At 69.3% G+C, this 14332-nt stretch carries 13 protein-coding genes; 1 reads left to right on the top strand and 12 read right to left on the bottom strand.

Annotation, left to right across the window (positions count from 1 at the left end; translation table 11 throughout):
- Positions 1 to 28: 28 nt before the first annotated feature.
- The 12 genes from B1759_RS00265 to B1759_RS00210 form a co-directional block, all read right to left on the bottom strand.
- Positions 29 to 418 (bottom strand): ATP-binding protein, encoded by a 390-nt coding sequence (locus tag B1759_RS00265; RefSeq protein ID WP_095513027.1) that lies wholly within the window; start codon positions 416 to 418, stop codon positions 29 to 31.
- Positions 411 to 1262, bottom strand: coding sequence for a glycosyltransferase family 2 protein (locus B1759_RS00260; protein ID WP_158225031.1), 852 nt, complete (start codon positions 1260 to 1262; stop codon positions 411 to 413). Before B1759_RS00260 ends, B1759_RS00265 begins: the two co-directional genes overlap by 8 nt.
- Complete coding sequence (locus B1759_RS00255; protein WP_095513025.1) at positions 1259 to 2320, bottom strand: glycosyltransferase family 4 protein; 1062 nt, start codon at positions 2318 to 2320, stop codon at positions 1259 to 1261. The genes B1759_RS00260 and B1759_RS00255 overlap by 4 nt, the downstream gene beginning before the upstream one ends.
- Entirely contained in the window at positions 2320 to 3387 is a 1068-nt protein-coding gene (locus B1759_RS00250; protein WP_158225030.1) for a Xaa-Pro peptidase family protein, read from the bottom strand. The genes B1759_RS00255 and B1759_RS00250 overlap by 1 nt, the downstream gene beginning before the upstream one ends.
- Complete coding sequence (gene guaB / locus B1759_RS00245) at positions 3384 to 4850, bottom strand: IMP dehydrogenase (RefSeq protein WP_095513024.1); 1467 nt, start codon at positions 4848 to 4850, stop codon at positions 3384 to 3386. Before guaB ends, B1759_RS00250 begins: the two co-directional genes overlap by 4 nt.
- A gap of 69 nt (positions 4851 to 4919) precedes the next feature.
- Positions 4920 to 5762, bottom strand: coding sequence for a pseudouridine synthase (locus B1759_RS00240; protein WP_158225029.1), 843 nt, complete (start codon positions 5760 to 5762; stop codon positions 4920 to 4922).
- Positions 5743 to 6396 carry an SMC-Scp complex subunit ScpB gene (scpB, locus tag B1759_RS00235; RefSeq protein WP_095513022.1) on the bottom strand — a complete coding sequence of 218 codons (654 nt, stop codon included), beginning with the start codon at positions 6394 to 6396 and terminating at the stop codon, positions 5743 to 5745. Before scpB ends, B1759_RS00240 begins: the two co-directional genes overlap by 20 nt.
- A complete protein-coding gene (locus B1759_RS00230) occupies positions 6396 to 7175 on the bottom strand; it encodes a ScpA family protein (RefSeq protein WP_095513021.1) in 780 nt (259 codons plus the stop codon). The genes scpB and B1759_RS00230 overlap by 1 nt, the downstream gene beginning before the upstream one ends.
- 141 nt (positions 7176 to 7316) lie before the next feature.
- Complete coding sequence (locus tag B1759_RS00225; protein WP_095513020.1) at positions 7317 to 8279, bottom strand: NAD-dependent epimerase/dehydratase family protein; 963 nt, start codon at positions 8277 to 8279, stop codon at positions 7317 to 7319.
- A 111-nt stretch (positions 8280 to 8390) separates the two neighbouring features.
- Entirely contained in the window at positions 8391 to 9644 is a 1254-nt protein-coding gene (locus B1759_RS00220; protein ID WP_095513019.1) for a pitrilysin family protein, read from the bottom strand.
- A gap of 60 nt (positions 9645 to 9704) precedes the next feature.
- Positions 9705 to 11165, bottom strand: coding sequence for a hypothetical protein (locus tag B1759_RS00215; protein WP_095513018.1), 1461 nt, complete (start codon positions 11163 to 11165; stop codon positions 9705 to 9707).
- 114 nt (positions 11166 to 11279) lie between these two features.
- The gene (locus B1759_RS00210) at positions 11280 to 13337 is read right to left on the bottom strand and encodes an acyl-CoA dehydrogenase family protein (protein ID WP_095513017.1); all 2058 of its coding nucleotides are present in this window, start codon (positions 13335 to 13337) and stop codon (positions 11280 to 11282) included.
- Positions 13338 to 13500: 163 nt separating this feature from the next.
- On the opposite strand from B1759_RS00210, the gene pyrF reads away from it, so the two are divergent.
- Entirely contained in the window at positions 13501 to 14328 is an 828-nt protein-coding gene (gene pyrF / locus B1759_RS00205) for an orotidine-5'-phosphate decarboxylase (RefSeq protein ID WP_095513016.1), read from the top strand.
- Positions 14329 to 14332: the final 4 nt, after the last annotated feature.

The raw sequence follows: 14332 nt of genomic DNA, 5'->3' as shown, positions 1-14332 counted from the left end.
CCGACCCCCAACGGTACCCACCGACGACTCATGAGCGCGCGCATACCGTCACGCACAGCCCCCCTCGGGCGTCGACCCGCACGGCGTCGGCGACGGTCCGAAGGATGTAGAGTCCCCGTCCTTCGGTGGCGAGAGGGTCGGATGGAAGTTCGGCGTCTGCGAGTCGGTCGGGGTCGGGACCGTCCCCGCCGTCGGACACGCAGACATCCAGGGTCGCACCGTCCAGGTCGAGGCGCACGCGGAGCAGATCGTCTTCGCCCCCGCCGTGCTCGACGGCATTCGCGAGGGCCTCTCCCATGGCCAGAGCGACGCGGGTCCGGTCTGCAGGAACCCAGCCTGCCTCGGTGACGAGCGCATCCGCGACCTCACACAGCTCGGCCACGGACTCGACGCGCCGGGGACGGCAATACTCAGGCACGGCGGGCGGCGCTCAGCGCGGTGGATGCGAGAAGGTAGCGAACCGCACGGCGTCGCCCGGGGCCGGCCGGGAGCACGCGTACTCCAGCGCGCAGCACGCCAGCGGCCAGAGGCGCGGCCCAGCCCAGGGCCCGCGCGCGACGGAAACGATCCAGGGCCCCGCTCGGGCAGGGCTCCTCGAACGCGGCAGCCGCCCGACCGAACGCGGCAGCATGGGTGAGGGCAAGCCGCAGATCCCCGAGGTCGTGCAGGCGCACAGTCGTGTCGGCGAGCCGGAGTCCATCCGGGTGCGCTCGGGCCAGACGACAGGCAAGCGCGACGTCTTCCCCGTAGGGCACCTCGGTCGGAAACTGCCCGCCGGCCTCGAACGCGGATCGACGGACCGCGCAGGCTCCCGACAAAAAGAACCGCCACGCGACCGCAACGCCTGGTGGGAGGCTGCGGGCAGGTCCGCGCGGGTGGTGGCAGACGTAGTCCTGAAACGGGTCGTCGGGATGCGAAGGCACGGGGTCGAGACGCGCCACGCTGGCCACGCCATCCGGCCCCATCGCCTCGGCGAGCGCGAGTGCAGACCCGGGGTGCGGCTCCACGTCGGCGTCGAAGAACACCAGCACGTCCCCGCGCGCTTCGCGAGCGCCTGTGTTGCGCGCGGCAGAGCGCCCCTGGTTCGCTTTCAGGGAGACCACCCGGAGGCCGGGCGTATCGGCAAGCAGAACCGCGGTCGAGTCTGTCGACCCGTCATCGACGACCACGACCTCCCCGACTCCTTCCAGCGCTGCGAACGCTGGCAGCGTGGTCGGCAGAATGGGCGCGCTGTTGTAGACAGGGACGATGACGGAGATCACGATGTCTCGAGGATGCGCAGCAGGGCCGACTCCAGCGCGTCGGCGGAGGCGGACCAAGACGTGCGGTCGACGGCGTCGCGGCCAGCCTCGGCCAGGCGAATCCGTAGGGCATCGTCCGCGAGGACGTCGAGGGCTCCTTGCCCCAACGCCTCACCGTCCCCGACCGGGACCGCCTGCATCGAGATACCGGCGGTGAAGCACTCCGAGACGCCGGGGTTCGCGCACGCCACGATCGCACACCCGCAGGCGGCGGCCTCCATCGGGACGAGCGGCCATCCTTCGCTCCGGCTCGGGTGGAGGAGCACCGCGGAGTCATTGTACAGGTCGCGGAGGTCAGCGAGGGCCGGGCGAATGTGGACCTCCACCCTTTCGGGGAGCCGATGGGACGGCGGACGGGCAGCGAAGACACGAATCGGAAGATCTGGCCGTACGCTGCGAATGTGCTCCAACGCCCTTAGGAGCACGTCCGGCCCCTTCACTGGATGTCGATGATACAACGCAATAACGGAACATTGTCTTTCGCCGAGAGGACGATCGAGTGCGAAGTCCACGGGGTCGATGGCATTTGGCAACACGGCCTCCACGGACTCGCCCGCAGCGTGGACCGCCTCGGCGAGCCAGGACGCGCAGGTGAGCCGTCTCATCGGGAGGTGCCAGGTTTCACGCGCCGTCGGGTCGGCGAACGTCTCGTCCCCCTGGATGAAGTAAACCGGCGCCCCGGCGGCCGGCGGCAGAGCCGCGACCGGCCGCGCCGTCTGGACGCCCGTCGCGATCACCACGTCGCCCGGGGGCACGGTCGTTCCACCGAGGCGGGGCACCACGACACTCCGTACTCCCGGTGCCGAGTAGTAGGCGTCGGTGCCCACTCCGTGGATCCGGTCGCGGACCTGCACCGCCCAGTCCACAGCGACGCCACCGAGCCCGGGGCGGGTCCGCCTCGGGGATACGACGGTGACCTCGTGGCCGCGCGCCGCGAGCATCCCCGCGTAGCGGTACACGACGGCCGCACCACCCATCGGAATGCGGATCGGGGCGGGCAGTGCGAACGTGATCCGCACTACAGCGTGAGGAGGTCCGTCGGTAGCGGCGTCAGGTTCTCACAGCCGCCCTCCCGGAGCACGATCACGTCCTCGATGCGGATGCCGAACCGCTCGGGGAGGTACACGCCCGGCTCGACGGTGACGGTGGCCCCGGCAGGCAGCGAGTGCGCGACTTGCTGCGAGAGCCGAGGCCACTCGTGGACCTCGATGCCCACGCCGTGCCCGAGACTGTGAGAGAAGTACTCCCCCAGTCCGTCCGCCTCGATGACGCCGCGGGCGACGGCGTCCAGCGCCCGACCCGTCATCCCGGCGCGGGCGGCCTCGATGGCAGACTCCTGTGCCCGGCGCACCGTTTCGTAGGCCGCGACCGCGACCTCGCCCGGGTCACCAATGGCGACAGTCCGCGTCAGGTCGGAGCAGTACCCGTCCAGGACTCCGCCCATGTCGATCACCACGAGGTCACCGGGCGCCAGAGTGCGGGACGAGGGTCGCGCGTGCGGCAGCGCGCCTCGCGGCCCCGCGGCGACGATGGGCTCGAACGACATCGCCGAGGCGCCTCGCTTAAGGTGCTGGTAGACGATCTCGGCGGCGATCTCTTGCTCCGAGATGCCCGGCGCGAGCAACGGCACGATGGCCGCGAACACCTCACAGGTCAGGGCCTGCGCCTGGCGGACCGCCTCGATCTCGACCTCGGTCTTGGCTGCGACCGCCTCCGAGAGCAGGTTCCGGACCGGACAGAAGTCCACTTCGGAAAAAGCCTCCCGGAAGCTGGTATGGTCTGCCAGGGTCACGTGCTCAGCCTGAAGGCCCATGCGCCCGGCATTCCCGATCAGCCCCCTCTCAGCCGCCCAGGCCGCGAGCGGACCGTCGGCCACGTGGACCTCGGCTCCGGCCACCTCGGCGGCCGCCTGGGTGGTATACCGTCCGTCGGTGACGAAGTGCGCCGTGGTCTCGGTGACCAGCAGCAACCCGTTGGAGCCCGAGAAGCCAACTGCCCACCGAAGGGCCGGCGGGTGGGCGATCAGCAGGCCGTCCACGTCGTGGGACGCGGCGAGGCGGCGGAGTGTGGCGATGCGGTCGCTCACGAGCGCGTCGAGTAGTTGGGTGATTCCTGCGTGATGGTCACGTCGTGCGGATGACTCTCGCGCAGGCCCGCGCTCGTGATGCGGACGAACTGGGCGCGCGCCTGGAGGTCCGGCACGGTCTCGCAACCACAGTAGCCCATCGCAGCGCGGAGGCCGCCGACCATCTGGTAGGTGATCTCGGACAGGAATCCCTTGTAGGGCACGCGGCCCTCGATGCCCTCCGGCACGAGCTTCTTGAGGTCGTCTTCGGCGTCTTGGAAGTAGCGGTCCTTGGACCCCGCCTCCATGGCCCCGAGCGAGCCCATGCCGCGGTAGTTCTTGTAGCGACGCCCCTCGTAGAGGACCGTGTCGCCCGGGCTCTCGTCGACGCCCGCGAACAGGCTGCCGACCATGACGGTCGAGGCGCCGGCGGCGAGGGCCTTGGGGATGTCGCCGGTCTGCTTGATGCCCCCGTCGGCGATGACGGGAACGTCGTACCGCTGGGCGGCCTCGGCGCACCGCAGGATGGCAGTCAGCTGCGGCACACCAACACCTGCGACGACGCGCGTCGTGCAGATGGAGCCCGGCCCGATGCCCACCTTGACCGCGTCGGCACCCGCGAGGATCAGGTCTTCGGTGCCCTCCGGCGTGGCGACGTTGCCCGCGATCACATCGAGGCCGTCGAAATCGGACTTGATGCGCTCGACCATCTTCAGGACGCCCTCCGAGTGACCGTGCGCGGTGTCGACCACCACAAAGTCGGTGCCCGCCTCGGCGAGCGCGGCGACACGCTCGGGCGTGTCCGGCGTCACGCCGACGGCGGCGCCCACCAGCAGACGGCCGAACTCGTCCTTGGCCGCGTGGGGGTGCTTCTTCTTCTTCTGGATGTCCTTGAACGTGATGAGCCCCTTCAGGAAGCCGTCGCCGTCCGTCACCGGCAGCTTCTCGATCTTGTGCTCCTGCAGGATGGCCTCGGCGAGGTCGAGCGTCGTGCCGACCGGGGCGGTGATGAGGCCCTGCGTCGTCATCACGTCCGACAGCAGAACATCGTTGTCGGGCTGGAAGCGCAGGTCGCGGTTGGTCACGATCCCGACGAGGCGGCGGTCGTCGTCCACCACCGGAATGCCGCCGATGGAGTAGCGCGCCATGCGGCTCCGCGCGTCGCCGACGGTGTCCTGCGGGCGGAGCACGATCGGGTCGAGGATCATCCCCGACTCGCTGCGCTTGACGCGCCGCGCCTCGCGCGCCTGCAGCTCCGCCGACATGTTCTTGTGGAGGACGCCCACGCCGCCCTCGCGCGCCATCGCGATGGCCAGGTCGGCCTCGGTCACGGTGTCCATAGCCGCAGACACCAGCGGAATGGCGAGCGAGAGGTTGCGCGTCAGCCGCGTCGCCGTGCGGACGTTGCGCGGCATGACGTTGCTGCGGGCGGGCACGAGCAACACATCGTCGTAGGTGAGGCCCTCGTAGGCGATTTTGTTCATGGAGGCAAGGGGCGTGAGGCACGAGGCATGGGTCGGAGGCAGCGACGCCTCGTGCCCCATGCCCCTGCCCTAGAACACAACGGGTTTGAGCTTGACGGAACGGCGGAGCGTGTTGACCTCGTGCGGCTCCAGGCGCCGCCAGCGGCCCGGGCGGAGGTCGACCAGATTGAGACCCGCGTAGCCGACGCGGTCCAGCGTGACGACCCGGCGGCCGATGGCCTCGACCATGCGGCGGACCTGCCGGTTGCGGCCTTCGTGGAGTTGGAGCCCGAACCGGCGGCGGTCGCCGTCGACGAAGGCGGCGTGGTCGGCACGAGCCGGACCGTCCTCCAGGTCGACGCCCCGGCGCAGTTTGTCGATGTCGGAGTCGGTCAGCGGCTTGTCGACCTCAACGAGGTAGAACTTGACGGCGCCGTGGCTGGGGTGCATCAGGCGATGCGCCAGCTCCCCGTCGGTGGTCAGCAGGAGGGCTCCGGTCGTGTCCTTGTCGAGGCGGCCGACCGGAAAGAGGGCCGACTTGAGTCGAGCCGGGATCGAGACCAGATCGAGGACCGTCTTGCGCCCGCGGTCATCCGAGACTGTGGTGAGCACGTCGAGCGGCTTGTTGAGCAGGATGTAAGCGAGGTCGGTCGGCTGGACCGGCTGCCCGTCCACCTCGACGCGGTCGCGGGTGGTGACCTTGACGCCCATCTCGGTCGTCATCTCGCCGTTAACCGTCACGCGACCATCGGCGATGATCGTATCGGCCTCGCGGCGGGCGGCGATGCCCGCGCGGGCGAGGAACCGGTTGAGGCGCATCGGCGCGTCCGGGTCGGGCCGGGAGGCCGTCTCGGGGGCGCTGGACTGGCGGTGCTTCCGCTCCGCCTGATGGCGGCGGCGGACGGAGTCGTTTTTAGGCGTCCGCTTCGACATGATCGGTGGGTTCGGGGGCGGACGGAGAGGTGAGGCCCGCGAGGAGCGCGGCACGCTCGCGGTTGAAGGCCGGGTCGGCGAGGATCTCCTCGATCTCGCGCGGGCTGGGCAGGTCGGCGGTCGCGTCGAGGCCGAACTGGTCGAGGAACCGGTCGGTGGTGGCATAGAGGAGCGGGCGTCCGACCCCCTCCCCTCGCCCGCAGATGGTCACGAAGTCCCGCTCCAGGAGTTGGCGGAGCGCATAGTCGGAGTTGACGCCGCGGAGGTGGTCGACCTCGGGGCGGGTGACGGGCTGCTTGTATGCAATAACGGCCAACGTCTCCAGCAGCGACTGGCTGAGCCGGCGGGACGCGTCTTCCTCGAACAGCGCCCGGACGAACGGGTGCACCTCGTCGACGGTCGCCATGCGGAGGCCGCCCGCCCAGCGCTGGATGCGGAAGGCGCGCCCACCGGTCCGGTAGGCAGCGTTGAGCCGACCCACCGCTGCCTCCACCTCCCCCTCGGACGCGTCGATCCCGGTGACCTCGCCGTATGCCCGCGCCACGTCCTCGGGGCGCAGCGGCACGTCGCTGGCGAACACCAGCGCCTCGACGGCCTGGTCGAATCGGTCGGGAAGGGCGACAGGCTCCATCATCAAGCAGCGGCGGAGATCGGGGGGTCCTCATCCAGCAGAGCGAGGTCGTCCACAGAATCGACGCCGGGGACGGGCTCGACGGCGAAGTCCTGCGGGTCGAGCCCGAAGACGAGCGAGATGGCCTGCCTCTGGGCGAGGTCGAGCACTGCGAGGAAGGTGACGATCACGAAGGCCTTGCTGCGACGCGCGACCAGCGCCTGGAACGACGCGCCGCCGCCGCGGATGCGTCCCAGCAACCAGGCCCGTTGCACGTCGAGGGCAAACGACTCGCGTTCGATCGCGTGGCGGATCTCCTCCGCCTCGGTCGCGGCGCGCTCGATGGCCTTGCCCAGTGCCTTGACGAGGTCGAACACCGTCGCCCGGTAGGTGACTTCGGTCGCGGGCGCGAGCGCCTCCCGCTCGTCGGCGGCCTGCCCGCGCGGGCGGAGCCGCTGGCGCGCTTCGAACCGGCCCGCCAGGACGCCCGCGGCCTCCTTGTAGCGGACGTACTCGATGAGCCGCTCGACCAACTCCCGACGTGGGTCGATGGGCTCGCCCTCGTCGTCCAGCTCCGGGCGCGGCATCAGCATCCGAGCTTTGATCTGGATGAGCAGCGCGGCCGTGTAGATGAAGTCCGCCGCGGCGTCCAGGTCCACATGCTCCAGCACGCGCACCGCCTCCAGAAACTCGTCTGCGATCCGGGCGATCGGGATGTCGTGGACGTCGATCTCGTCCCGCCGGATGAAGAAGAGCAGGAGGTCGAGCGGCCCTTCGAACTGGTCGAGCTGGACGCGATGCATGCGGGGGGACGGCTTTGCGGAAGCTACAGCGACGGGAGGGCCAGGGGTGAGGAGGGAAGCGGAAAGCGCAGTGCGCTCCCCATCCACCGGCTCCCCGAGGCGAACCGGCTCCTCCCCCCTCTCGGGCTCTCACGGGCGCCGCTACGCGCGCTCCTGCTCCTTGAACCAGGCCACCGTCTTCTCGAGGCCCGTCGCCACATCGACGGCGGGCATCCAGCCCAGCGCGTCCGACGTGTGCGAGATGTCGAGCACGCTACGCTGCTGCTCGCCCGCCTTCGCCGGCCCGTGGATCTCGTCCGCGCCCGCCTCGGTGAGGCGGTTGATGTGGTGAAAGAGCTGATTCACGTCGGTCTCGACGCCCGTGCCGACGTTGTAGATGTCCGTGGCCTCCTTCTCGAGCGCGGCCATGAACGCCGCCACGACATCCTTCACGAACACGTAGTCGCGCGTCTGGGTACCGGGGCCGTTGATGGTGATGGGCTCGCCGCGCAGCAGCCGCTGGGCGAAGATGGCCACGACCCCGGCCTCGCCGTGCGGGTTCTGCCGCGGGCCGTACACGTTGCCGAACCGCAGCGCGGCCGACTCGATGCCGTACGTCTGCCCGTAGAACCGCAGGTAGTGCTCGCTGACTAGCTTCGTGATGCCGTACGGCGACATCGGCAGCGTCGGGTGGCTCTCGGGCTGAGGGCCTCCGTCGTTGACCGACGGGTCAGGCTCGCCATAGATCGCGCCGCCGGTGGAGGCGAACGCCACCTTTTCCAGGCCCGTCTGGCGGCCGGCTTCGAGCAGGTTGAGGAAGCCGAGCACGTTCACCTCGGCGTCGAACTTGGGATCGGCGACCGAGCGGCGCACGTCCATCTGGGCCGCGAGGTGGCAGAGCGCGGCGAAGTTGTGCTCGCCGAACAGCGCCGCCGCTTCCCTGGAGCGGATGTCGAGCTCGTGGAAGACCGCGCCTTCGGGCACGTTCGAGCGGACGCCGCCCGACAGGTCGTCCATGACGTGGACCTCGCATCCTTCGGCCACCAGGCGCTCGGCGAGGTGGGATCCGATGAAACCCGCACCGCCGGTGACGAGGACGGGGCGATCAGAAAAACGGAACGGCATGGCGGTGCGACGGGGAATCGAAGGTCAGGAAGGAGCAGCGACTGCAGGAGGCCCTGCGGATCTGGGGCAAGATCGCATCCAGACCCGTCACCTGCCGCACCCTCGGTGGGCTTACCGATCCTCCGGCAGAATCACGGCCGTGCTCAGTTGGCCGGGCGCGAACAGCTCGGCGGCGAGTTCGCGGACGCCCTCCGCTGTGACCGCGTCGATCTCGCCCACCACCTCGTCCAACCCCACCGTCCGACCGTAGACCAGCTCCACGCGTCCCAGGCGCTGCATCCGATTGGAGGTGCTCTCCAGACCCAGCACGATTGATCCCTTGAGCTGGTGCTTGGCGCGGGTCAGCATCCGTTCGCTCACCGCGGTCTCGGCCAGCTTGGTCATCTCACGCTCGATCAGCGTCCGCGACCGCTCGATCCGGCTGGCGTCGGTGCCGATGTAGACGCCGAGGTCGCCCGAGTCGGTCTGTACGTTGACGAACGAGTAGACCGAGTAGCACCAGCCGTACTTCTCGCGGATGTTCTGATTCAGGCGGCTAGACATTCCCCCGCCGAGGATGGTGTTGAGCACGGACAGCGTCGTCCGTCGCTCATCCCGGGCTCCGAACGCGCGCGTCCCGAGCACCAGGTGGGCCTGCTGGATGGGCCGCTCGATGACGAGATCGGACGGCGTGTAGGACGTGGACGGGGCGCGAGTGGCCGGGTTGGGCGCCCGGTCGAACTCCTCCAGCAACCGCTCCACGTGGCGGACGACGTCGGCGTGGCGCACGTTGCCCGCCACGGCCACCACCAGACGGTCGGGGACGTAGTGCTGGCCGATGTACCGCGCCAGGTCGTCCTGCGTAAAGGAGCGAACCGACTCGGGGGTCCCGATCACAGGTCGGCCGAGCGGGTGGTCGGGATAAAGCAGTGCCTCGTAGTGATCGAAGACGTGGTCCTCGGGCGCGTCCTCGTACATCTTGATCTCCTCCACGACGACATCCTTCTCCTTCTCGATCTCCTTGGGCGGCAGCGTCGGCTGGGTGACGAGGTCGAGGACCGTCTCCATCGCCCGGCCGAGATGCTCGCTCAGCCCGCGGGCGTAGAAGCAGGTGTGCTCCTTCGACGTGAAGGCGTTGATGTACCCGCCGACCGACTCCATTCGCTGGTTGATCAGGTAGCCCCGCCGCCGCCGGGTGCCCTTGAACACCATGTGCTCGATGAAGTGCGTGATGCCGCCCTCCGGCTCGGCCTCGTCGCGGCTGCCCGCGTCCACCCAGGCGCCGACGGCGACCGAGCCTACGGAGGGGATCGTTTCGGTCAAAACCCGGACGCCGGACGGGAGGACGGTGCGGTCGATCGACGGGGTCAGAAGGAGTTCAGTCATAAGGCGAGCCGTATCCCCGGCGACTGGGACGGTTCCCCCGCCACCTGCGATTCGACGCGTCTACTCCCCCTCTCGGTCGGCCTCGTCCTCGGCCTGCCGACGGTCCATCTCACGCTGGATGCGCTGCAGGCCGTAGACCGACTGTCGGCGGTTCGGTGCGCGATCGAGCGAAGCACGGTAGGCGGCCTCGGCTTCGACGGGATCGCCGTACTCGAAGAGCAACAACCCGAGGAACTCGTTCGCGGGCACCGTCGGTGTCGGCGGGCCGAACATGAGCGGTGCGGCGCTCTCCAGGGCTGCGGCCTCGCGGACGAGTGCAATCGCCCGCTCGGGGTCCCCATCGAGGAGCGTCAGGAAGGCGTCCAGTTGCAGGACGGACGCGCGGGCCTGCCAGCCGGGATCGTCGGCCCCGTCCACAGCCGCGCGGAGGTCGTCGAGGACGGCGCGGGCCTCATCCATCCGGCCGAGGTCCGCCAGCCGCTCGCCACGCGCGAGGGCGTCCACGGCACGCGTGTTCAGGCTCGCCGACACGGGCGGGTCGTGGCTCAGCACCGGGTCGACCTCCGCGGCCCCCTGCACGGCTCGGATGCGGACGATGTGGGACAGCGACGTGCCGTCGGGAGATGCGGCGTGGTGCGCCTCGGCGAGAGCATAGAGGCTGTCGGTCAGCGCGTGGGCTTCGAGTTGGTCGGCCGCGTAATGCCACCACCAGAGCGCGTGCCAGCCATGGCCGTTGAGCGGTTCGCCCCGCCGGTCGGAGTTCGCTTTAGCGGCCTCGTAGCTGCGGCGGTTCATCGCGGCCACGTCCTCGAACAGGCCGAGGGCCATGTAGATGTGGCTCGGCATGTGGAGCGCGTGGCTCGCGGCGGGTGCGATCTGGTCGTACACCCGGGCCGGACGCAGCCCCAGCGGCGCGTGGACCGGGTCGTCGTAGGCGTGGATGAGGTAGTGTGCCGCACCGGGGTGCCGGGGGTTCTCGTCGAACACCTCCTCGGCGACGGCCGCAGCGCGCATGTAGGTCGCGAAGTCGCGGCCCTCGTGGGCTGTGCCGAGGATCGCCAGCGCGTAGAAGGCGCGAGCGTCGAGGTCGTCGTGGTACTCGCGGGCGAGGTGCTCCATGGCGACGGCGTAGGCGTCGTCACGAGACTCTTTGGCCCCGTCGCCGAAGAGGACGCCGAGCGTGTTGAGGTACATCCGCTCGCGTGGCGTCATTTCCACGCCGGTCTGGGCGTCGAGCCGGGCGAGGGGCTCCCGCGCCGCGTCGCGGTCCTGCCGCATCCAGACCGGATGGTTGTGGGTCATCGCCTCGCCCCAGTAAGCCATGACGAACGCCGGGTCGATGGCCTGTGCCTCGCGAAAGGCGTCGCGGGCGTCGTCGTACTCGAACGAGTGGAGCAGCAGGAGGCCGCGGAGGAACGGCTCCTGGGCGTCCTCGGCGCCCGAGTTGGAGAACGCGGTTTCGCCCAGCGTGGGCTGGGCGACGGCCGGGAGGGCGAGGAGCAGGAAGAGGAGGATGCGCATGGGGTCAGGCGTGCGGCGGGGATGCTGGAAGGTCGGCATCCGCTCGCGTCAAAAAACGACCCCGCCCGCCTCGGCGTCGAGGCGGGCGGGGCGGAGAGACGGAGGGGAGCAGGACTAGGCGTTCTCGGCCTCCGGGGCCTGCGCCTCCGCGACGGCGCCGTCGCCGCCGGTGTAGGCGTCCGAGAACCCGTCGGGGCGCGGCACGAAGGGAGCGCCCTCCTCGGGGAACTGCTTGATGAACTCCTCCTGGACGGGATGGCCCGTGCCCTTCGCGGAGGGGGACGACTCGTGGATGTAGTACTCCGCGTTGGGCAGGGTGTCGACCCAGTCGAGCGCCGCCGCGGCAGCACGCCGCATCGAGTCGTCCGAGTTGGTCGTCAGCCCGGCCACGTTGGCCTCGATGCGCTCGTGGGCGAGGTGCATGAAGTGGAGCCCGGCGAGCTTGTCCCGCTCCCACTTCGGCCCGTCGGCGCCCTGGGCGAGTTGCTGGTCGAGCTTCGAGAGGACGCACGACCACGCGAACATGAGGACCGCGTTGTCGGCCAGGCGGGCTTGCATCACCTGGGCGGTCACGATCTTCTCCTCCAGCCGCTTCGAGGCCAGCTTGAAGACGCGCGTGTGCGTCTGGGCATGGCCTGCGAGGCGCTCGGCGAACGACCGCAGCGACGGGTGTACGCGCGTCACCTCAGGCTTGGGCACCTTGAGGCCGAGGAAGATCTCCTTCGCCAACGGCGTGCCCGCCTTGATCGTCTGGGGCTTGAAGGCGCCGGAGAGGATGCGCGACACGTTCTCCTGGACCGTCTCGTCATCGCTCCACTGGACCGTGTTGAGGACGCCCAGCATGTACTCGGCGAGCTGCTTCCCTCCGTAGGCGAAGATGAACGACTGCATGACCTCGTTCGAGCCCTCCACGATGCGGTGGATGCGGTTGTCGCGCCAGAGGCGCTCGAACTCGTTCTCGGTCACGTAGCCCTCGCCACCCATGATCTGCATGGCCGAGTCGATGACGTTCCAGCCCTCCTCGGAGCAGAAGTACTTGCAGGCCGCCGTCTCGACCATGATGTCGCGGTCGTGCCGGTCGAGCATCCCGCAGACGGCGTAGAGCATCGCGTCCATCGCGAAGCAGAACGCGTGCATCTCGGCGACACGCTTTTGCACGAGTTCGAAGTCGGCCAGGGGACGCTGGAACTGGTAGCGCGTCTGGACCCACTTCGTCGACTGCTCGGCGGCCTCCTTGGCGGCGCCGGTGACGCCCGCCGAGAGCGTGCAACGGCCGTAGTTGAGACACGTAAGCGCCACCTTCAGGCCCTGCCCCTCGCGGTGCAGCAGGTTCTCCTTCGGCACGCGGACGTTCTCGAAGCGGATGCGCGCCTGCCACGTCCCGCGGATGCCCGCCTTGGAGCGGTTCTTCTGGAAGAAGCTGACGCCCTCCATCTCCGGCGTCACGATGAGCGCCGAGACGCCCTTCTTGACGCGGCCCGTCTTGGGATCGGTGACCTGCTGGTTGGCCATCACGGTGAGGAGGCCCGAGATCGCACCCGAGGTGATCCACTTCTTCTCACCGTTGAGAATGTAGACCTGCTCCTCCTCGTTCCACTCGCAGTGCGTCTCCTGTCCAGCCGCATCGGAGCCCACCTGGGGCTCGCTCAGGCAGAAGCCCGACAGCTTCTCGCGGGCGACCATTGGCAGGAAGCGGTCTTTCTGGTCGTCGGTGCCGAACAGCATCAGCGCCTTGCAGCCGATCGACTGGTGGGCGGACACCATCACGGCGGTCGATCCGCAGCGGCGGCCGATGGCCTCCAGCACTCGGTTGTAGCTCGCGACGCTGAGGCCGAGGCCCCCGAACGCCTCGGGGACCGTCATACCCATCACGCCCATGTCGAACAGCCGCTGGACGACCCACTCCGGGATCACCTGCTCCTGGTCGATCATGACGCGGGGATGCTCATTGTCGAGGTAGTCCTCGAGTTCAGCGAGCAGCGCGTCGGTCTTGGCCGTCTCCTCGGGGGAGGTCTCCGGATAGGGAAACACCAGTTCCTCGCGGATGCGTCCCCAGAAGAGGTTCTTGATGAAGCCCATCTCCTCGGGCTCCGGGCCGAGCATCGTCTCGGCTTCCTGGATCATCTGCTGGTCGCGGGCGGAGACGCCCTTCATTTTCGAGAGTACGGACATGGGAGAGGGGGAGCGGTGGGACGGAGAGCCGATCGTGTCGGCGACGGATTAAAACGGATGCGATCGGACACCTCCGACCGGAAGCGCTTTTCTGGTCCGGAATGTAGGCTTCGCCTCGATGAGACCGCTTGCGGGCCGTGCGAAGGAGAGGCGAGTTTGCGGCATGTCTGACTCCAACGCTGCGACTCCGTTCTCCGTTCGCCTCCAGAACGCGGTCGCCGACACCGGTGCGCCCGTCTGCGTCGGCCTCGACCCCGACCTGGACCGACTTCCCCCCTCCCTCTTGGGGACCGAGGCGGAGCGGCTGACGGCCTTTTGTCTTGCAATAACGGAATCGACGAGATCCCTCGCTGCGGCCTACAAGCCCAACCTCGCCTTCTTCGAGGCCCTAGGACCGGACGGCGCCGATGTGCTCGCCACGGTCTGCGACGCCGTCCGCGCCACGGGCCGCCTGCTGGTGCTGGACGGCAAGCGGGGCGACATCGGCAACACGGGCCAGCGGTACGCCAGCACCCAGTACGACCGCCTCGGGGCCGACGCGGCCACGGTGGCTCCCTACATGGGAGCCGACAGCCTAGCGCCCTTTCTCGCGCACGCTGGCCGCTGTGCCTTCGTCCTCGTGGCGACCTCCAACCCCGGTGCGGCCGATCTCCAGCACCTGTCGGTAGACGAGGAGCCGCTGTACCGACACGTCGCCCGGTTGGCGGCCGACACGGCGGTGCCCCTCGCTGGCGAAGCCGGCTTCGTGGTCGGCGCCACGCGTCCGGAGCTGCTGGCCGACCTCCGGGAGCGCCATCCTGAAGTGCCCTTTCTCGTGCCGGGCATCGGCGCCCAGGGAGGGTCGGCCGCGGACGTGCTGGCCGCCAATGCGGACGGGCCGATCCTGATCAACGCCAGTCGGTCGATCCTCTACGCTAGCTCCGGCGCGGACTTCGCCGGAGCCGCGGCCGAGGCGGCCCACCGCCTCCGGGACGAGCTGCGCGGCGCGTAGCGTC

The sequence above is a fragment of the Rubrivirga sp. SAORIC476 genome, from assembly GCF_002283555.1.
In the GTDB taxonomy this organism is placed as follows: Bacteria; Bacteroidota; Rhodothermia; order Rhodothermales; family Rubricoccaceae; genus Rubrivirga.
The sequence above is the reverse complement of the archived record's forward strand: the minus strand, read 5'-3'. Positions and strand labels throughout refer to the sequence as shown.

What these genes read in the sequence shown, in the direction of transcription:
- guaB (WP_095513024.1), bottom strand. Translation starts at nt 4,850, where the DNA reads ATGAACAAAATCGCCTACGAGGGCCTCACCTACGACGATGTGTTGCTC.
- B1759_RS00240 (WP_158225029.1), bottom strand. Translation starts at nt 5,762, where the DNA reads ATGTCGAAGCGGACGCCTAAAAACGACTCCGTCCGCCGCCGCCATCAG.
- scpB (WP_095513022.1), bottom strand. Translation starts at nt 6,396, where the DNA reads ATGATGGAGCCTGTCGCCCTTCCCGACCGATTCGACCAGGCCGTCGAG.
- B1759_RS00230 (WP_095513021.1), bottom strand. Translation starts at nt 7,175, where the DNA reads ATGCATCGCGTCCAGCTCGACCAGTTCGAAGGGCCGCTCGACCTCCTG.
- B1759_RS00225 (WP_095513020.1), bottom strand. Translation starts at nt 8,279, where the DNA reads ATGCCGTTCCGTTTTTCTGATCGCCCCGTCCTCGTCACCGGCGGTGCG.
- B1759_RS00220 (WP_095513019.1), bottom strand. Translation starts at nt 9,644, where the DNA reads ATGACTGAACTCCTTCTGACCCCGTCGATCGACCGCACCGTCCTCCCG.
- B1759_RS00215 (WP_095513018.1), bottom strand. Translation starts at nt 11,165, where the DNA reads ATGCGCATCCTCCTCTTCCTGCTCCTCGCCCTCCCGGCCGTCGCCCAG.
- B1759_RS00210 (WP_095513017.1), bottom strand. Translation starts at nt 13,337, where the DNA reads ATGTCCGTACTCTCGAAAATGAAGGGCGTCTCCGCCCGCGACCAGCAG.
- pyrF (WP_095513016.1), top strand. Translation starts at nt 13,501, where the DNA reads ATGTCTGACTCCAACGCTGCGACTCCGTTCTCCGTTCGCCTCCAGAAC.